This window comes from Falsiroseomonas sp. CW058 (genome assembly GCF_050563535.1).
GTDB lineage: Bacteria > Pseudomonadota > Alphaproteobacteria > Acetobacterales > Acetobacteraceae > Falsiroseomonas.
Genome location: NZ_JBNXUO010000003.1, coordinates 215675 through 234378, shown reverse-complemented (window position 1 = coordinate 234378; position 18704 = coordinate 215675). Strand labels below are relative to the sequence as shown.

Annotated in this window: 18 protein-coding genes; 15 read left to right on the top strand and 3 right to left on the bottom strand. The window is 73.5% G+C overall.

The genetic code is table 11. The features are described from left to right. Positions 1-23: 23 nt before the first annotated feature. The 3 genes from ACK8OX_RS04520 (at position 24) to ACK8OX_RS04510 (ending at position 5619) form a co-directional block, all read left to right on the top strand. The gene (locus ACK8OX_RS04520; protein ID WP_430662724.1) at positions 24-2636 is read left to right on the top strand and encodes a GNAT family N-acetyltransferase; all 2613 of its coding nucleotides are present in this window, start codon (positions 24-26) and stop codon (positions 2634-2636) included. A gap of 100 nt (positions 2637-2736) precedes the next feature. Further along, a complete protein-coding gene (locus ACK8OX_RS04515) occupies positions 2737-5427 on the top strand; it encodes a valine--tRNA ligase (protein ID WP_430662723.1) in 2691 nt (896 codons plus the stop codon). A gap of 6 nt (positions 5428-5433) precedes the next feature. After that, positions 5434-5619, top strand: coding sequence for a hypothetical protein (locus tag ACK8OX_RS04510; RefSeq protein ID WP_430662722.1), 186 nt, complete (start codon positions 5434-5436; stop codon positions 5617-5619). 5 nt (positions 5620-5624) lie between these two features. On the opposite strand, the gene ACK8OX_RS04505 is transcribed toward ACK8OX_RS04510, so the two are convergent. Further along, the gene (locus ACK8OX_RS04505; protein WP_430662721.1) at positions 5625-6188 is read right to left on the bottom strand and encodes a Uma2 family endonuclease; all 564 of its coding nucleotides are present in this window, start codon (positions 6186-6188) and stop codon (positions 5625-5627) included. Positions 6189-6332: 144 nt separating this feature from the next. On the opposite strand from ACK8OX_RS04505, the gene ilvD reads away from it, so the two are divergent. From ilvD to ACK8OX_RS04485, 4 genes are all read left to right on the top strand, one after another. Next, on the top strand, positions 6333-8051 hold the full coding sequence (gene ilvD / locus ACK8OX_RS04500; RefSeq protein WP_430662720.1) for a dihydroxy-acid dehydratase: 1719 nt from the start codon (positions 6333-6335) through the stop codon (positions 8049-8051). A 112-nt stretch (positions 8052-8163) separates the two neighbouring features. After that, positions 8164-8583: a hypothetical protein gene (locus ACK8OX_RS04495; RefSeq protein WP_430662719.1), complete on the top strand. Its 420-nt coding sequence runs from the start codon at positions 8164-8166 to the stop codon at positions 8581-8583. Positions 8584-8675: 92 nt separating this feature from the next. Beyond that, positions 8676-8954, top strand: coding sequence for a hypothetical protein (locus ACK8OX_RS04490; protein ID WP_430662718.1), 279 nt, complete (start codon positions 8676-8678; stop codon positions 8952-8954). A 118-nt stretch (positions 8955-9072) separates the two neighbouring features. After that, positions 9073-9294, top strand: coding sequence for a hypothetical protein (locus ACK8OX_RS04485; RefSeq protein WP_430662717.1), 222 nt, complete (start codon positions 9073-9075; stop codon positions 9292-9294). Between the two features lie 6 nt (positions 9295-9300). Here the strand turns inward: ACK8OX_RS04485 and xth are convergent, their stop codons facing one another. Then, positions 9301-10071 (bottom strand): exodeoxyribonuclease III, encoded by a 771-nt coding sequence (gene xth / locus ACK8OX_RS04480; protein WP_430662814.1) that lies wholly within the window; start codon positions 10069-10071, stop codon positions 9301-9303. 37 nt (positions 10072-10108) lie between these two features. After that, a complete protein-coding gene (locus ACK8OX_RS04475) occupies positions 10109-10456 on the bottom strand; it encodes a HesB/IscA family protein (RefSeq protein ID WP_430662813.1) in 348 nt (115 codons plus the stop codon). 77 nt (positions 10457-10533) lie between these two features. Between ACK8OX_RS04475 and ACK8OX_RS04470 the strand changes: the two genes are divergently transcribed. From ACK8OX_RS04470 to ACK8OX_RS04435, 8 genes are read left to right on the top strand one after another with little or no spacing between them, the layout of a single operon-like run. Continuing rightward, on the top strand, positions 10534-11694 hold the full coding sequence (locus ACK8OX_RS04470) for a deoxyguanosinetriphosphate triphosphohydrolase (protein ID WP_430662812.1): 1161 nt from the start codon (positions 10534-10536) through the stop codon (positions 11692-11694). Positions 11695-11727: 33 nt separating this feature from the next. Continuing rightward, positions 11728-13503 carry an arginine--tRNA ligase gene (gene argS / locus ACK8OX_RS04465; RefSeq protein WP_430662716.1) on the top strand — a complete coding sequence of 592 codons (1776 nt, stop codon included), beginning with the start codon at positions 11728-11730 and terminating at the stop codon, positions 13501-13503. Positions 13504-13522: 19 nt separating this feature from the next. Then, a complete protein-coding gene (locus ACK8OX_RS04460; protein ID WP_430662715.1) occupies positions 13523-14269 on the top strand; it encodes an SPOR domain-containing protein in 747 nt (248 codons plus the stop codon). Positions 14270-14315: 46 nt separating this feature from the next. After that, on the top strand, positions 14316-15317 hold the full coding sequence (gene nagZ, locus ACK8OX_RS04455) for a beta-N-acetylhexosaminidase (protein ID WP_430662714.1): 1002 nt from the start codon (positions 14316-14318) through the stop codon (positions 15315-15317). Positions 15318-15367: 50 nt separating this feature from the next. Next, complete coding sequence (locus tag ACK8OX_RS04450; protein ID WP_430662713.1) at positions 15368-16072, top strand: site-2 protease family protein; 705 nt, start codon at positions 15368-15370, stop codon at positions 16070-16072. 3 nt (positions 16073-16075) lie between these two features. Further along, positions 16076-16852 (top strand): segregation and condensation protein A, encoded by a 777-nt coding sequence (locus ACK8OX_RS04445; RefSeq protein WP_430662712.1) that lies wholly within the window; start codon positions 16076-16078, stop codon positions 16850-16852. Further along, positions 16836-17531: an SMC-Scp complex subunit ScpB gene (scpB, locus tag ACK8OX_RS04440; RefSeq protein WP_430662711.1), complete on the top strand. Its 696-nt coding sequence runs from the start codon at positions 16836-16838 to the stop codon at positions 17529-17531. The genes ACK8OX_RS04445 and scpB overlap by 17 nt, the downstream gene beginning before the upstream one ends. After that, on the top strand, positions 17528-18610 hold the full coding sequence (locus tag ACK8OX_RS04435) for an ABC transporter ATP-binding protein (protein ID WP_430662710.1): 1083 nt from the start codon (positions 17528-17530) through the stop codon (positions 18608-18610). The genes scpB and ACK8OX_RS04435 overlap by 4 nt, the downstream gene beginning before the upstream one ends. Positions 18611-18704 lie beyond the last annotated feature (94 nt).

Below are 18704 nucleotides of genomic sequence, written 5' to 3'. Positions count from 1 at the left end.
TGCGGCGCACCATGCCCCCTGTGATGACCCTTGGCAGTCCCGGCCGCAAGCGCGAGGAGGCGCTGTACCGCCCGCGCCACGTCGTGCTGGTGGCCGACCCCGCCCTGCACATGTCGGGGCTGCTGGCCCGCAACCTCACTTCGGCGGGCTTCAAGGGGCGGCTTTCCATCGTCGGCATGGCGGCGGAGGGGATGGAACAGGCGGAGGGGCTGGATCGCCTGCCCGCGCCGCCCGACCTCGGCATCGTCGCGCTCGCACCGGAGCGGGTCGAGGCGGCGATGATGGCGCTCGGCGCCGCGGGGTGCCCGGCGGCGGTGGTCCCGGCGGCCTCGCCCGACCTCGGGGCGATCGCGCAGCGCAGCGGCGTGCGTGCCCTGGGGCAGGGCAGCTTCGGCATCTGCGTGCCGGCCATCGGGCTGAACGCATCGCTGTCGCATCTCGCGCCCCGGCGGGGGCGGCTGGCGCTGGTCAGCCAGTCCTCGGCGCTGGCGCGCGCGGTGCTGGACTGGGCAGAGAGCGAGGCCGTCGGGTTCAGCCATGTCATCGGCATCGGCGGCAATGCCGATCTCGGCTTCGCCCATGCGCTCGACTGGCTCTCGCGCGATCCGGGGACGGGGGCGATCCTGCTCGACATCCGGCGTATCAAGAACCGGCGGCTGTTCATCTCCGCCGCGCGGGCCGCCGCGCGGTCCCGACCCGTCGTCGCGATCCGGGCGGGGGGGCTGCTGCAGGACCCGTCGGGCATCGCGGACGCGGTGATGGACGCGGCGCTGCGGCGGGCGGGGGTGCTGCGGGTCAGTGGCCTCGACGACCTGCTCTCGGCCGCCGAGACGCTGGCGCGGGTGAAGCTGTCGCCGCGCGGCGGGGCGGGGGACCGCATCGCGGTGGTGGCGAATTCGACCGGGCTCGGCCACCTGGCGGCGGATGCGGTGCTGGCGGGCGGGGCGCGGCTGGCCGAGTTGCCGGCGGAGGCGCTGGCGAGCCTGGCGGTGGCGCTGCCCGCCAATTGGCGCGGGCGCAACCCCGTCATCCTCGGGCCCCTCGCCGGGACCGCGCTGGGCGAGGCCGCGGCCGCGCTGGCCGCGGTGCCGGAGGTGGACACCGTGGTGGCCGTGCATGCGCCGGTGGGCGGCGAGACGCCGGCGATGGTGGCGGCCGGGCTGGGTGCTGCGGCGAAGGCCACGCGGGCGGCGCCGGTGCTGGTCTGCTGGGCGGGCCAGGCCACCGCGGGCGTGCAGCGCCACGCGCTGGCGAATGCGAACCTGGCGGTCTTCCCGACGCCCGAGGCCGCGGTGCGGGGCGCGATGCATCTGTGGCACGACCGGCAGAACCGGGCCGCGGCGGCGGAACTGCCGGGGCGGGAGGTGGTGTCCGTCGCGCCCGATCGCGCCTCGGTCGCCGCGCTGTTCGCGCGCGTGCGCGCCGAGGGGCGGCTGACCCTGTCGGAGGACGAGGCGCTTGCGGTGCTGGCGGCCTATGGGATGCCGGTCGTCGAATGGCGCGCCGCCGCCGATGCCAGCGGGGCGGTGGCCGCGGCGGCGCGGCTGGGCTTCCCGGTGGTGCTGAAGCTGCGCAGCGCCGAGATCGCGCACAAGACGGAGGTCGGCGGCGTCGCGCTCGGCCTGCGCAGCACCATCGCGGTGCGGGAAGCGGCGGAGGCGATGGCGGCGCGGCTGCAGACGCTCCGCCCCGGGGCGCGGCTGTCGGGCTTCCTGGTGCAGCGCCAGGCGGCGCGGGCCGAGGAGCTGCGGCTGCAGCTGGGCGACGACGCGATGTTCGGCCCCTTCATCCGATTCGGCCTGGGCGGGACCGCGGCCGACCTGCTGGGCGATGCCGGCTTCGACCTGCCGCCGCTGAACCATGCGCTCGCGCACGGGCTGATCGCGCGGACGCGGGCGGCGAAGCTGCTGGCCGGCTTCCGGGACCATCCACCCGCCGACATGGACGCGGTGGCCGAGGCGCTGGTGCGGCTGTCGCAGATCGCGGTGGACTTCCCCGAGGTCGCGACGCTCGGCGTCAATCCGCTCTTCGCCTATGCCGATGGCGTGCTGGCCGCGGATGCGACGCTGACGCTGCGCCCGGCGGGGGAGCGCACGACGCTCGCCGTCCCGCCCTATCCCGAGGAATGGGTTGCGCCCTGGGTCGCGAAGTCCGGCGAGGCGCTAACCATCCGCCCGATCCGCCCCGAGGATGCCGCGGCGCATGGCGAGCTGTTCCGCCGCCTGACGCCGGAGGACATCCGGTGGCGCTTCTTCAGCCAGATCCGCGAACTCCCGCGCGAGCAGATCGCGCGGATGACGCAGATCGACTACGACCGGGAGATGGCCTTCGTCGCCGCGCGCCCCCGCCCCGACGGGGCGGAGGACCTGCTGGGCGTCGCGCGGCTGATCCGTGAGGGCGCGGGCGAGAGCGGCGAATTCGCCGTGGTGGTGGACCGCCAGATGAAGGGCCAGGGCCTCGGCAGCCACCTGATGCGGCGCCTGTTCGAATGGGCGAAGGCGGCCGGGATGGTGCGCATCGAAGGCCAGGTGCTTGCGGACAACGCGCCGATGCTGGCCTTCGTGAAGGCCCTCGGCTTCGAACTGCACCGAAGCCCGGAGGACGAGGAGGTGTACGAGGCCGTCCGCGCGGTGTAACCCGCCGAGGGGAGGGGAGAGGGGAGGGATGGGGGCGGACCCGGGCGAATGCGCCGGACAGGCCTTGACGGCAGCCCCCCCGCGCGGAAGGGATGCCGCCATGCTCGACAAGACCTTCGACCCCGCCGCCGTGGAGCCCCGTCTGTACGAGGGCTGGGAAAGCTCCGGCGCCTTCGCCTGCGACCCGGCCTCCCCGGCGCAGCCCTTCACCATCATGATCCCGCCGCCCAACGTCACGGGCAGCCTGCATATCGGCCACGCGCTGACCATGTCGGTCCAGGACATGCTGACGCGCTGGCGGCGGATGCAGGGGCGCGACGCGCTGTGGCAGCCGGGCACCGACCATGCCGGCATCGCCACCCAGATGGTGGTGGAACGCCTGCTGGCCGGCCAGGGGCAGGACCGCCGCGCGATGGGGCGGGACGCCTTCCTGAAGCATGTGTGGGAGTGGAAGGCGCAGTCCGGCGGGACGATCACCCGGCAGCTGCGCCGGCTCGGCGCCAGCCTCGACTGGCCGCGCGAACGCTTCACCATGGATGCCGGCCTGTCGAAGGCGGTGGCGGAGGTGTTCGTCACGCTCCATTCGCAGGGGCTGCTGTACCGCGACCGGCGGCTGGTGAACTGGGACCCGGTGTTCCAGACCGCCATCTCCGACCTGGAGGTGGAGAGCCGGGAGGTGAAGGGAAATCTCTGGCACCTGAAATACCCCGTGGAGGGCGAGCCGGGGCGCTTCCTGGTGGTGGCGACGACCCGGCCGGAGACGATGCTGGGCGACACCGCGGTCGCGGTCCACCCCGACGACGACCGCTACCGCGACCTGGTGGGCCGGCACGTCGTGCTGCCGCTGACGGGGCGCCGCATCCCCGTGGTGGCGGACGAGTATTCCGACCCGGAGAAGGGCACGGGCGCGGTGAAGATCACCCCCGCCCACGACTTCAACGACTTCGAGGTGGCGCGCCGGCACGGGCTGGCGATGCCGTCGGTGCTGGATGCCGATGCGAAGGTGACGCTGGCCGAGATCGGCGCGGCGCTGTCCGAGGATGGCGGCGACCCCGCCTTCGTCCGCGGTCTCGACGGGCAGGACCGCTTCGCGGCGCGCAAGGCGATCGTGGCGCGGCTGGAGGAGATGGGCCTGGTCGACAGGATCGAGCCGCACACCCACCAGGTCCCGCATGGCGACCGCAGCGGCGTGCCGATCGAGCCGCGGCTGACCTTGCAGTGGTACGTGGATGCGAAGACGCTGGCGCAGCCGGCGGTCAAGGCGGTGGAAACCGGCCAGACCGTCTTCGTGCCGCGCCAGTGGGAGAACACCTTCTTCGCCTGGATGCGCGACATCCAGCCCTGGTGCGTGTCCCGCCAGCTGTGGTGGGGCCACCAGATCCCGGCCTGGTACGCGCCGGACGGCGAGGTCTTCGTGGCCCGCACCGAGGAGGAGGCGCAGGCGGCCGCGCGGGCGAAGTTCGGCCGGGACGTGCCGCTGGCGCGCGACCCCGATGTGCTCGACACCTGGTTCAGCAGCGCGCTCTGGCCCTTCAGCACGCTCGGCTGGCCGGAGAGGACGCCGGAGCTTGCCAAATACTACCCCGGCAGCGTGCTGGTGACGGGCTTCGACATCATCTTCTTCTGGGTCGCCCGCATGATGATGATGGGCATCCACTTCATGGGCGAGGTGCCCTTCCGCCACGTCTACATCCACGGCCTGGTCCGCGACGAGAAGGGCCAGAAGATGTCGAAGTCCAAGGGGAACGTGATGGACCCCCTGGAACTGATCGAGGCCTATGGCGCGGATGCGCTGCGCTTCACCATCGCCTCCCTCACCGGGCCGGGGCGGGACGTGAAGCTCGGCCGCAAGAAGGTCGAGGACTACCGCAGCTTCGGCACCAAGATCTGGAACGCGGCCCGCTTTCTGGAGATGAACGGCATCGCCGCCGATGCCGGCTTCGATCCGGCGAAGGCGGCCTCGCCGCTCGCGCGCTGGGTGCTGGATGCCGCGAACCGCGCCGTGGCGGACTGCACGGCCGCCCTGGAAGCCTACCGCTTCGACGAATACGCTGCCGGTGCCTACCGCTTCGTCTGGGGCACCTACTGCGACTGGTTCATCGAATTCGCCAAGCCCGTGCTGAACGGCCCGGATGGCGCGGAGAAGGCCGAGGTGAAGGGCGCCGCGCAGCATGTCTTCGGCACCATCCTGAAGCTGCTGCACCCCGCCATGCCCTTCATGACGGAGGAGTTGTGGCACCGCTTCGGCTACGGCCCCGAATGCAGCCTGATCCGCGCCCCCTGGCCCGAGGCCGCGCCGGTGGCGGAGGCCGAGGCGGCGCGGGCGGAACTCGACTGGGTGGTGAAGCTGATCGGCGAGGTGCGGGGCGCGCGGGCCGAGATGAACGTGCCGCCCTCCGTCACCGTGCCGCTGCTCCTGCAGGGCGCCTCCGCCGCCACGATGGAGCGCGCGGCACGCTGGATCGAGGCGATCCGCCGCCTTGGCCGCGCAACGGAGGTGCGGGCGCTGGACGGTGCCGCGCCGAAGGGCGTAGCGCAGGTGGTGGTGGAGGAAGCGACCGTCATGCTGCCGCTGGCCGAGGTGATCGACCTCGGTGCGGAACGCGCGCGGCTCGCGAAGTCCCGCGGCGCGGCGGAAGGCGAGGCGAGGAAGCTCTCCGCCAAGCTCGGCAACGCCGATTTCGTCTCCCGCGCCGCCGAGGAGGTGGTGGAGGAGACGCGGGAGAGGCTGGCCGCGGCGCAGGCCGAGATGGCGCGGCTCGACGCCGCGCTGGCACGGATCGCGGGCTGAGCGGCCATGGATGGCGGCACGCTCCGGCTGCTGGTCGCCATCCTGCTGTTCTCGGCCCCGGTGGTGCTGGCGGCGGAGATGCTGCCGAGGCGCATCGTCGCCGGCCGCCGCCTGACCCGCCCGCAGGCACAGGCCGCGGGCGCCGTGGTGGGGCTGGTGCTGGGGGTGGGGTTCCTGCTGGCGGCGGGGTAGGGGCGCTACGCCGCGAACAGGTCCTCGACCCCGACCGTGATGCCGGGCGGGTCGAGGGTGAGCGAGCCGCCCGGCAGCATTCGCGTGGCGATGGCGCCGTCCTCGTCCCGCCGGTGATGGATGACCAGCCGCCGGGCGAGATGGACCACCAGATAGTGCCGCACCGAGGCGATGCGGAAGTAGTCGGCGAGCTTCGTCGTCAGGTCCACGCGGCTGTTCGAAGGCGAGGTGACCTCGACGAGGATCGTCGGATTGCTGACCACGACCTCGTTCGCGGCCGGCGGCGCACCGCAGATGACCGTCACATCCGGCTCATAAGCGGTGTCATCATCGACCCGCACCATCGCCCCGTCCGGCAACGCCTCGCAAGGGAGGCCGGCTGACCGGATAGCCTGGCGCAAGGCGGTGTAAGCGTTGCCCTTGGCGCGCAGGTGCTGGACGCGCTCCGGCGCCATCGCCACGACCTCGCCGGCCAGCAGTTCGAAGCGGCCGGAGGGCTGGGCCTCGGCCCAGGGGATGAATTCGACGACCGTCAACGGCAGCGTGGGGAAAATGATCCGTTCAGCCATGCGCCTTCCGATCTGGGCAGCCCCGCCAGCCTACGCCAGCCGCCCCCCTACCCCGCAAGGCCGTGATGTGGCAGGCAGGGGGCGAGCCTGGCCAGCCCCGCATGGGTCCGGGGCGCAGGGGCCGGGCAGGGGACGCGGGCGAACATGACCAAGTGGGACAAGTCGAAGCTGCCGAGCCGCCACACCACGGTGGGGCCGGAGCGCGCGCCGCATCGCAGCTACTACTACGCGATGGGCCTGACGAAGGAGGAGATCGAGCAGCCCTTCGTCGGCGTCGCCACCTGCTGGAACGAGGCCGCACCCTGCAACATCGCCCTCTCGCGCCAGGCGCAGTCGGTGAAGGTGGGCGTCAAGGAAGCCGGCGCCACGCCGCGCGAATTCACCACCATCACGGTGACCGACGGCATCGCCATGGGCCACCAGTCCATGAAGGCGTCGCTCGCCTCGCGCGATGTCATCGCGGACAGCGTCGAGCTGACGATGCGCGGCCACTGCTATGATGCGATGGTCGGCCTCGGCGGCTGCGACAAGACGCTGCCCGGCCTGATGATGGCGATGGTCCGGCTCAACGTGCCGTCGGTGTTCATGTATGGCGGCTCCATCATGCCGGGCCGGCACCGCGGGCGGGACGTGACGGTGCTCGACGTCTTCGAGGCGGTCGGCCAGCACGCCGCCGGCAACATGTCCGACGAGGAGCTGCAGGAGCTCGAGGAGCATGCCTGCCCCGGTGCCGGCGCCTGCGGCGGGCAGTTCACCGCCAACACCATGGCCTGCATCTCCGAGGTGATCGGCCTCGCGTTGCCCGGCTCCGCCGGTGCGCCGGCGCCGGACCAGAGCCGCGACTACTGGGCGGTGCAGTCGGGCAAGGCGGTGGTGGAGCTGATCCGCCGCCAGCTTCGCCCGCGCGACATCGTCACGAAGGATGCGCTGTTCAACGCCGCCGCCATCGTCGGCGCCACGGGCGGCTCCACCAATGCCGCGCTGCACCTGCCGGCCATCGCGCATGAGGCGGGGATCAGGTTCGACATCCACGACGTCGCGGAGATCATGCGCGCGACGCCGCACATCGCCGACCTGAAGCCGGGCGGAAAGTATGTCGCGCTCGATGTCTTCAACGTCGGGGGCGTGCCGGTCATCATCAAGGCGCTGCTCGAAGGCGGGTATCTCCGGGGCGACGCCATCACGGTCACCGGCCGGTCGCTGGCGGAGAACCACCGCGAGGTGATCGTGCCGAAGGACCAGGACGTGGTGCGCCCGACCTCCGACCCCGTCTCGCCCATCGGCGGCGTGGTGTCGCTGAAGGGCAGCCTCGCGCCCGAGGGCGCGATCGTGAAGATCGCGGGCATGAAGGCGCTGCGATTCGAGGGCACGGCGCTGTGCTTCGACTGCGAGGAGGACGCTTTCAAGGCGGTGGAGATGCGCGCCTACAAGCCGGGCGACGTCATCATCATCCGCTACGAGGGGCCGAAGGGCGGGCCGGGGATGCGGGAGATGCTGTCCACCACCTCGGCGATCTACGGGCAGGGGATGGGCGACAAGGTCGCGCTCATCACCGACGGGCGCTTCAGCGGCGCGACGCGCGGCTTCTGCATCGGCCATGTCGGGCCGGAAGCGGCGGTCGGCGGGCCCATCGCGCTGCTGCGGAACGGCGACCGCATCGTCATCGACGCGGAGGCGGGCACGATCGACGTGCTGGTCGAGGAGGCCGAGATGGCGAAGCGCCGCGCCGAATGGACGCCGCGGAAGACGCAATACACCTCCGGCGCGCTGTGGAAATACGCCCAGACCGTGGGCCCCGCCGCGCAGGGCGCGGTGACCCATCCCGGCGCCGCGGAGGAAAGCCACGTCTACGCCGACCAGTGACCCGACGGCCGAGGCGGAGGGGTGGCATGCGGCACTCGGGCCGGATGCCGCGCGCCCCTTCGCCGACTGGCCGGACATCGCCGTCCCGCTGTCCGGCCCGGGCGCCTACACCGTGTGGGACGGTGCGGCGCGGTTCCTCTATGCCGGGATCGCGGGCGCCGGGGAGGGTGCGGCCGGGCTGCGCAGCCGCCTCGGTTCCCATGCCGGCGGCCGGCGGTCCGGCGACCAGTTCTGCATCTACGTGGCCGACCGGCTGGTGATGCCGAACCTGTCCGCCGAGGCGCTGCAGGCGATCGGGCGCGGTGCCCTGTCCTTCGATGCGCTGCTGCGCGACGCGATCCGCGGGGGCATGCTCTACGCGGCCCTGCCCTGCGCGTCCGGCGAGGCCGCGCGCCGGATCGAGGCGGCGCTGAAGGCCGGCGACTGGCCGCATGGCCCGCCCCTGCTGAACCCGGCATCGCCTGCCGCGCCGCCGCAGGGGGGCGGGCGGCCGCCGGGTGCCTTGCCACGGCGGCGCCCCATACGCCTCTGACTTGCCCCGATCCCGCCCTTCCGGCGGCATCTGCGGGGTGTTTCCTGCCTCATAGCGGCGGCCAACATCCCCGCCGCGCGGGAGACCCCGCCATGCGACGCCTTCGAAGCCTTCTCCTGCTGCTGCCGCTCGCGCTCGGCTCCGGCGCCGCGCTGGCCGGCGACATCACCCCGGTGCGCGACCACCGCGGCGGTTACGGGTATGGCTACGGCTACGGATACGGCCATGGCGGCCGCCACTACGCGCCGCCCCCCCGGCACTGGGGACCGTCGCCGGTCTACCGCCCCTACTACCCGCCGCCCCGCCACCACTGGCGCGACCATCGCGGCTGGGGCCCGCCCCGCCACCATTGGCACGACCGCCGCTGGTGACGTGGTGGTGAGCGGAGGGCGCCCGGCGCCTTCCGGCCACGCCGCCCGGGCTGCGGGCGCGTTCACCCCGAAGCTGTCCGGCGGCAATCCAGCCGCCGGGTCCTGGAGGCATCCCGCGATGCGTGTCCGGCCGATCCTGCTGCTGCTGGCGGCGCTGCCGCTCGGCGGCTGCGTGGTGGCGGCGGATGTCGGCCCGCCGGTCTATGGCGGCGTCTACGTGGCCCCGCCTGCCTATTACAGCCCGCCCCCGCCGGCTTGGCGCCCCTATCCGCGGCCCTATCGCCACTGGGGACCTCCGCGGGGCTACTACGGCCCGCCGGGGCATTGGCGCCGCTGGTAGGCGCCGTCAGCCGTCGAGTTCGATGACGACCGGGGTATGGTCGGACGGGCTTTCCTCCGCCCGTGGGGCCACGTCCACCTCCGCCCCCGCAAGACGCTCGGCCAGTTCCGCGCTGAGCAGGGCGTGGTCGATCCGCAGCCCGGCATTGCGCTCGAAGGCCGGGCCGTAGTCCCAGTAGGTATAGACCCTCTCACCCGGATGGAGCGCGCGGAGCGCGTCGGTGAGGCCGAGATTCTCGATCGCGCGGTAGGCAGCCCGGCTTTCCGGGCGCACCAGCGCATCGGTCGCCGGCAGCGCGCCGGGCGCGAGGTCGAGCGCGGTCGGGCAGACATTGAAGTCGCCCAGCACCGCGAAGGGCGCGAAGGAGTCGAGCCGCGCCGCCGCCACTGCCCGCAGGCGCCCCATCCAGGACAGCTTGTAGGCATAGCCATCCTCGCCGCCGGAATTGCCGTTCGGCAGGTAGATGCCCGCCGCGTGCAGGCCGGCGGCCCGCACCTCGATGTAGCGGGCCTGGGCATCCGCCTCGTCGCCGGGCAGCGAATCGGTCACCACCTCGAAGGGGATGCGGCCGAGAACGGCCACGCCGTTGCGCCCGCCCGGCTGCCCCACCGCATGAACCCGGTAGCCCGTGCCCTCGAATTCGAGGGCCGGGAACTCCTCCGTCCGGCACTTCAGCTCCTGAAGGAACAGCAGGTCGGGCTGGCGCCGCTCCAGGAAGCGGCGGACATGCCCGGCGCGCCGGCGCACCGAGTTCACGTTGAAGGTGGCGAGGCGGATCATGCGGGCGGCACAGTGCCCGCCCGCCGCGCGGCGATCAACCGACCGAGAAGCTCGTCCCGCATCCGCAGGAGCTGACGGCCTGCGGGTTGCGGACCGCAAAATGGGCGCCGATCAGCTCCTCCGCCCAGTCCAGCTCGGCGCCGGCCAGCAGTTCCAGGCTGACCGGGTCCACGAAGACGCGGCCCGGCCCGGCTTCCACCACCAGATCGTCCGGGGCGGGCGCGTCCTCCAGCCCGAACTTGTACTGGAAGCCGGAACAGCCGCCGGCATCGACGGCCAGGCGTAGCCCGCCGCCGGGCTTGCCCTCGCGTTCGGCGATCTCGGCCACCTGCGCGCCGGCGCGGGGGGTGACGCGGAAGGGAATCTGGCTGACCTGGTCCATGGCCGTCACAAGATAGGGGGGCGCGGCGGCGCTTTCCACCGTCATGGCCCGGTGGTAGGGCGATGCCCATGGACCCGATGCGGCTGCCGGACGGGCTCGCCCCCTGGGCGGTGCGGGCGTCCTCCTCCCGCGGGCGGCTGCATGCCGAGCCCGGCGGCGGCGCGCGCTCGCCCTTCCAGCGGGACCGCGACCGCGTCATCCACTCCACCGCCTTCCGGCGGCTGCAGTACAAGACGCAGGTCTTCGTCTACCATGAGGGCGACCATTTCCGGACCCGTTTGACCCACAGCCTGGAAGTCGCGCAGATCGCGCGCTCCATCGCCCGCGAACTGGCGCTGGAGGAGGACCTGGCGGAGGCGCTGGCGCTGGCGCACGACCTCGGCCACCCGCCCTTCGGCCATGGGGGGGAGGATGCGCTGGACGCGATGATGAAGCCGCATGGCGGCTTCGACCACAACGCGCAGTCGCTGAAGGCCGTGACCCTGCTGGAGACGCGCTACGCCGGCTTCGACGGGTTGAACCTCACCTGGGAGACGCTGGAGGGCCTGGCCAAGCACAACGGCCCGCTGCGCCGCCCCGCCCCCTACATCGCCGAATACGACCGGCTGCACCCGCTGGAACTCTCCACCCATGCGAGCGCGGAGGCGCAGGTGGCGGCGCTGGCCGACGACATCGCCTACAACAACCACGACCTCGATGACGGCGTGCGCGCCGGCCTGTTCACGCTGGAGGAGGCCACGGCGCTGCCGCTGGTGGGCGAGGCCCATGAGGCCGCGCGGCGCGCCAACCCCGACCTGCCGCGCGACCGCGCGACCGGGGAGGTGGTGCGCCGCGTCATCAACGCCATGGTGAACGACACGGTGGCCGAGGCGCGGCGCCGCATCGCCGCGCTCGGCCCCCGTTCCGCCGACGACATCCGCGCGCATGACCGCCCGGTGGTGGCGTTCAGCGATGCGATGATGGAGGCGAACAACGAACTGCGCGCCTTCCTGTTCCAGCGCATGTACCGCCACTGGCGCGTCAACCGCACGACGCAGAAATGCAAGCGGGCGCTCCAGATGATGTTCAGCCTGCTGCATGGCGAGCCGCGCCAGCTTCCCCCCTGGTGGCAGGCCCGTGCGGGGGAGGCCGGCAGCACCGCCGCCGCCCGCGCGGTCTGTGACTACCTGGCCGGCATGACGGACCGCTTCGCTCTCGAGGAGCACAGGCGGATGACCGACCCGACCATCCCGGGCTGAGGCCCGAATCCCCGTTTCCCTGGAAGACACGACATGACCGCCCCGTCCGACCTTTTCGCCGTCATGCGCGCGCATGTCGTCGCCGCGCTCCGCGCCATCCTGCCCGACCTGCCGGAGGAGGCGACGGCGCGCGTGCTGGTCGAGCCTCCGCGGGAAGCCGCGCATGGCGACATGGCGACGAATGCCGCGATGGTGGTGGCGAAGCTGGCCCGGATGCCGCCCCCCAAGCTTGCTGCCCAGCTGGCCGAACGGCTGGCCGCGCTGCCGATGGTGGAAGGCGCGGCGCCGGCGGGGCCGGGCTTCGTCAACCTCAAGCTGCGCGACGCCTTCCTGCGGGACCTGCTGCCGGTGGTGCTGCGCACGGGCGAGGCCTATGGCGACAGCGGCCTGGGGCAGGGGGTGCGGGTGAACGTGGAATACGTCTCCGCCAACCCGACCGGCCCGATGCATGTCGGCCATTGCCGCGGCGCCGTGGTGGGCGACGCGCTGGCGCTGCTGCTGCGCAAGGCGGGCTTCGACGTGACGCGGGAATACTACGTCAACGACGCCGGCGCGCAGGTGCTCGCCCTCGCCTATGCAGCCTATTGGCGCTACCTCCAGGCGCTCGGCACGACGATGACCGAGGAGGACTACGCGCAGTCCATCCCCGGCGGGCTGCAGTACCGGGGCGAGTACCTGATCCCCGTCGGCGCGGCGCTGCGCCAGATCTTCAAGGACAGCCTGGCGGAGCCGGGGGCGATGCCGGCGGGCGCGTCCCACTGGCTCGACACCGTGCGGGACTTCACCGTCACCGCCATGATGTCCGCCATCCGGGAGGACCTCGTCGCGCTCGGCGTGCGGCACGATGTCTTCGTGAGCGAGCGGGAGGTGGTGGCCGAGGGCTGGCTCGGGAAGGCGGAAGCCGCGCTGGCCGCGAAGGACCTGATCTACCGCGGCGTGCTGGAGCCGCCCAAGGGCAAGACGCCGGAGGACTGGGAGCCGCGGGAGCAGACGCTGTTCCGCGCGACGCGGTTCGGCGACGACGTGGACCGGCCGCTGCGCAAGTCCGACGGCTCCGGCACCTATTTCGCGAATGACGTGGCCAACCACCTGGCGAAGATCGAACGCGGATTTCCCCAGCTGGTGCAGGTCTGGGGCGCGGATCACGGCGGCTATGTGAAGCGGATGCAGGCCGCGGTCGCGGCACTGTCGGACCGGCAGGTCACGCTCGACGTCGTGCTGACGCAGATCGTGCATGTGATGAAGAACGGCGAGCCGGTGCGGATGAGCAAGCGCGCCGGCACCTATGTGACGCTGCGCGACCTGATCGACGAGGTGGGGCGCGACGCCGTGCGCTTCACCATGCTGACGCGCAAGGCAGACGCGCAGATGGAATTCGACCTCGACAAGGTGGTGGAGCAGTCGCGCGACAACCCGGTCTTCTACGTCCAGTACGCCCATGCCCGCTGCCGCAGCGTGCTCCGCAAGGCCGGCGACCCGACCCTGGCGGAGTTGGCAGGGGCGCCGCTCGACCTGCTGGCGGACACGGCCGAGCTGGCCCTGATCCGGCGCATGGCCGGCTGGCCGCGCACCGTGGAAGCTGCGGCGATGGCGCGGGAGCCGCACCGAATCGCGTTTTTTCTCCAAGACTTGGCCGCCGACTTTCATGTATTATGGAACAAGGGGGATGCGGACACGACGCTGCGGTTCATCCGTCCGGATGACCCGGCGGCGACGCGGGCGCGGCTTGCGCTCGTCGCCGCCACGGCGGTGGTGCTGCGATCCGGCCTCGCGGTGATGGGGGTGGACCCCGTCGAGGAGATGCGATGACCGGGATGCGATTCGAGCGATGAGCGACGCGGTGGTCCCGAGCTACCGCGTCCACCGGGAAGCCTCCCGCATGCCGTGGCGGATGCTGGCGGCAGCCGGGGGAATCGTGGCGGTGGCGGCCGCGGGCGCGGCCGGCTGGTGGGCGGTGGGCAAGATCGGTGCCCGCAGCGTGCCGGTGATCGAGGCCGACCCTAGGCCCTTCAAGGTGCGCCCCGCCGATGCGGGCGGCCTGCGCGTGCCGAACCAGAACGAACTCGTCCTGGAACGCGCCGGCCAGCGCCCGCAGACCCCGGCGCAGGCCGGCCGGCCGGCCACGCTCGCCCCGCCTGCCGAGACCCCGAACATCGACGGGCTGCGCGCCGCCGTCGCCCCGCCACCCGCACCGCGCCCGGCACCGCCGCCCCAGGCCGCCGCACCCGCCCCGGCCGCGGCGCCGCCCGCCCAGGTTGCGGCGCCGCAACCGGCCGCACCTGCCGCGCAGCCCGCCGCCGCGCCGGCCGCGCGCCCGGTCCCGACCACCGGGCGGGTCCAGGTGCAGCTCGGCGCCCTCGGCAGCGAGGAAGCGGCCCGCGCCGAATGGGACCGCCTCTCGCGCCGTGCGCCGGAGCTGTTCCAGGGCCGCCAGCCCGTCGTCATGCGGCTGGAGCGCGAGGGGCAGGCGCCGTTGTTCCGCCTCCGCACCTCGGGCCTGCCCGACCAGGACGCGGCCGCGCAGTTCTGCGAGCAGGTGCGCGCCCGCGGCGGCGCCTGCGTGCCGGTCCGGTGAGCCGTCCGGCGATGGCCGCCGCGCGGCCCATGGGGGATTGAGGCGCATGGCAGCCCCTCCGCTCGCCGCCGTGGTCGGCGTATCAGGCACCGCCCTGACCGCGGAGGAGGCGGCGCTGTTCCGGCGCTGCCGTCCGCTCGGCGCCATCCTGTTCCGCCGCAATGTCGAAAGCCCCGCGCAGCTCTGCGCGCTGACCGCCGCGCTGCGGGAGGAACTGGGCGGGGACGCGCCCATCCTGGTGGACCAGGAAGGCGGCCGGGTCGCCCGGCTGCGCCCGCCCCATTGGGCCGAGCACCCGGTCCCCGCCGCCTTCGAAGGGTTGGATTCCGTGGCAGCGGAGGCGAATGCCGCCCTTCTCGGCACCGCCTGCGCGGAAGCGGGGCTCGACGTGGTCTGCGCGCCGCTGCTCGATCTGCGCCTGCCCGGGGCGCATGAGGTGATCGGCGACCGCGCCTTCTCCGCCGCCCCGGCCGAGGTGGCGCGGCTGGGCGCGGCCTGGGTGCGCGGCCTGCACGCGGCGGGCTGCATCCCGGTGATCAAGCACATCCCCGGCCATGGCCGGGCGCTGGTCGACAGCCATGAGAGCCTGCCGCGCGTCGAGGCCGGGGCGGCGGAACTGGCGGCGGACATCGCGCCGTTCCGCGACCTCGCGGCATCCGGTGCCTGGGCGATGACGGCGCATATCCTCTATGCCGCCTGGGACGCATCCCGCCCCGCGACCCTGTCGCCCACCGTGATCGGCGAGGTGATCCGGGGCGAGATCGGCTTCGATGGAGTGCTGGTGTCCGACGACCTGGCGATGGGGGCGGTGGCAGGGCTGGGCGGGGACCTGGCCGGCGCCGCGATCTCGGCGGGGTGCGACCTGGTGCTGCACTGCACCGGCCGGATCGAGGAGACGGCCGCGGTGCTGGGCGCCTGCCCGGTCCTGTCGGACCGCGCGGCAGGGAGGGTGGCTGCGGCGCGGGCGGCGATGCTGGCGGCGCGGCGGCGACTCGACCCGGGTGCCCTCCTCGCGCTGCGGGAGTCCGCGCTGGCGGCGACCGCGTGAGGGCCGGGCGGGGCCTCGCCCTGCGGCGTGGGAGGGGGTAAGGGCGGGCGATGACAGCGCCCTTCCTGGCCGAGATCGCCGCCGTCGCCATCGCCGCGATCCTCGCCATCACCCTGCACGAGGCCGCGCATGGCTATGCGGCGCGGGCGCTCGGCGACGACACGGCGGCGCGGCTCGGCCGCGTCAGCCTCAACCCGCTGCGGCATGTGGACCCGGTGGGGACGCTGCTGCTGCCTGGGCTGCTGCTGGCGAGCCAGTTGCTGACGATGGGGCGGGTGGAGGCGATGTTCGGCTGGGCCAAGCCGGTGCCGGTGGATATCTGGCGGCTGCGGAATCCGCGCTGGGGGATGGTGCTGGTGGCGGCCGCGGGGCCGGCGGTCAACTTCGCCCTTGCCTGGGCCTTCGGCCTCTCGGCCCATGGGGTGATCGCATCGGTCGATTCGCTGCCTGGGGGCTGGGCGGAATGGCTGCTGCGCCTGGCGGCCCTGAGCATGTCTTTCAACGTCCTGCTGGCGTGCTTCAACCTGCTGCCGATCCCGCCGCTCGACGGCGGGCGCATCCTGGTCGGCGTCCTGCCGGCGCCGGCGGCGCGGCTGGTAGCGCGCACCGAACGCTTCGGGCTGCTGCTGGTGATCGGCCTCATCTTCCTCGTGCCCTACGTCATTCCGGGCGCCGATCCGCTCGGCTGGCTCCAGCGCGAGGTGGCGGCGCCGATCGTGCGGCTGATGTTCCTCCTCTCCGGCCATGGGGGCTGACCGATGACCGAGCCGGTGCTGCACCTGCGGCTGGACGGCTACGAGGGGCCGCTCGACCTGCTGCTGGAACTGTCGCGCAGCCAGAAGGTCGATCTCGGCCGCATCTCCATCGTCGCGCTGGTGGACCAGTACCTGGCGGTGATCGAGCAGGCGCGCGGCCTGCGGCTGGAAATCCAGGCGGACTGGCTGGTCACCGCCGCCTGGCTCGCCTGGCTGAAGTCCCGCCTGCTGCTGCCGAGGGAGGAGACGGCGGCCGACGACCCGGAGGCACTGGCCGAACGCCTGACCGACCGCCTGGCCGAGCTGGAGCGGATGCGCGCCGGCGCCGCCTGGCTTGCCGCGCGCCCGCAGCTTGGCCGCGACGTCTTCCCCCGCGGCGCGCCGGAAAGCCTGAGGGTGGAGGACCGTTCGGGCCTGCGCGCCGACCTTCCCGCGCTGTGCCAGGCCTATGTCGCGGCGCGGCGGCGGGCCCTGGCGCGGCGGCCCTACCGGCCGAAGCCCCGCCGGCTCTGGACCGTGCAGGACGCGATCGGGCGGATGCAGCGGGCGCTGGGGGAGATGCCGAGCTGGGCGGTGCTGCAACGCTTCCTGCCGGAGGGCGAGGTGCTGGGCGCGCTCGATGCCGTGGAACGCCGCGCGGCCCTTGCCAGCACGCTCGTCGCGGGGTTGGAGATGGCGCGGGGCGGTGCGCTGGAACTGCGGCAGGACCGGGCCTTCGGCCCCATCCTGCTGCGCCGCGGCGAAGCCCGCGAGGAGCTTCCGGATGCCCGCGTCGCCTGAACCGCCCGACACGGGGGAGCCGGAGGAGGGCGCCGCGCCGCCCGCCAAGGCGGCGGAGGTGACGCCGGAGGCGCTCCGCATCGCCGAGGCGCTGCTGTTTGCCTCCGACCGGCCGGTGCAGCCCGCGCGGCTTCAGGCGGTGCTGCCGCAGGGGCAGGAGGCTGCGGCGGTGCTCGCGGCGCTGGGTGGCCACCTGGTGGGCCGCGGCGTGGTGCTGGCCGAGGTCGCGGGCGGGGTCGCGCTGCGCACCGCGCCCGACCTGGCGCCCGCGCTGACGCGGGTGGTGGAGGTGCCGCGCCGCCTGCCCCGCGCGGCGATGGAGGCGCTGGCCGTGATCGCCTGGCACCAGCCCGTGACCCGCGCCGAGATCGAGGAGATACGCGGCGCCGGCCTGTCGCAGGCGACGCTCGAATCGCTGCTGGAACAGGGGCTGGTCGCGCCGAAGGGCCACCGGGAGGTGCCGGGCCGACCCACGCTTTGGGGCACCACGCCGCGCTTCCTGGAGCAGTTCGGCCTCGCCTCGCTGCGCGACCTGCCGAAGCGGGAGGAGCTGGTGAGCGCGGAGGCCGCGGCGCCGCTGCTCTCCGCCATGGAGGCGCCGGCCGAGTCGGAGAGTGACGGGGCCGCGGAGGCCGACCCGCCGCCCCCCGACGCGCCGCCGGGGGCACGGGAAAGTTGAGCATCCGCTTCGAAGCGATCCGCCATGCCTATCCCGAACGGGGCGAGGTGCTGCGCGGGCTGGACCTGGATGTCGGCGCGGGGGAGATCCTGTGCCTGCTCGGCCCCTCGGGCTGCGGCAAGACCACGCTGCTGCGGCTGGCGGCGGGGCTGGAGCCGCTGCAGCACGGGCGCATCACGCTGGGCGGGGCGCTGATCGCGGAGCCGGGGCGGGAGACGCCGCCAGAGGGGCGCGGCGTCGGCTTCGTCTTCCAGGACTACGCGCTGTTCCCGCACCTGACGGTGGAGGAGAACGTGGCCTTCGGCCTGCGCATGGTGCCGCGGGGGCAGCGCAAGTGGCGGATCATGGATGCGCTGGCCCGCGTCGGGCTCGAAGCCTACGCGACCGCCTGGCCGCACATGCTGTCCGGCGGGCAGCAGCAGCGCGTGGCGCTGGCCCGCGCGCTGGCGCCGCGCCCGGCGGTGCTGCTGCTGGACGAGGCCTTCGCCAGCCTCGACGCCCGGCTGCGGGAACAGGTGCGCGACGACACGCTGCATGTCCTCCAGGCCGCGGGGATCGCCACGCTGATCGTCACCCACGATGCGGAGGAGGCGATGTTCATGGCCGACCGCATCGCGCTGATGAATCTCGGCCGCATCGAGCAGCTCGGCACGCCGGCCGAGCTCTACCTCTCCCCCGCCTCGCGCTTCGTCGCGACCTTCCTGGGCGAGGTGAACCGCCTGCCGGCGCGGCTCGCGGCGGGGCGGGTGGAGACGCCGATCGGCCCCGTCGCCCTCGGCAACCGCAGCCCGGGACCGGGGCTGGCGGCCGAGGAGGGCGCCCCGGCCGAGGTGCTGCTGCGCCCCGAGGGCCTGCGCGTGCTGGACGCCGGCGCGCCGGGCGCGACGCCGGCCGAGGTGGAAGCCTGCCGGCTGCTGGGGGCGACCACCCTCGTCCACCTGGCGGTGGCGGATGGGCAGGGGGGTCTGCTGCACCTCCATGCCCGCCTGCCGCCGGGCACCTGGCTGACGCGGGGGGAGAGGGTCGGGGTCGCGATGGATACCGAACGGGCCTTCGTATTCCCGCCGGACGCTCCCTAGATACGGCTTGTCGGGCGGCGCGCATTGGCGGCGCGCGGCGATCCTGCTAACGGAAGCGCCCCGCATCCCGGATCGGCGTCCGGGGCTGGGGAAG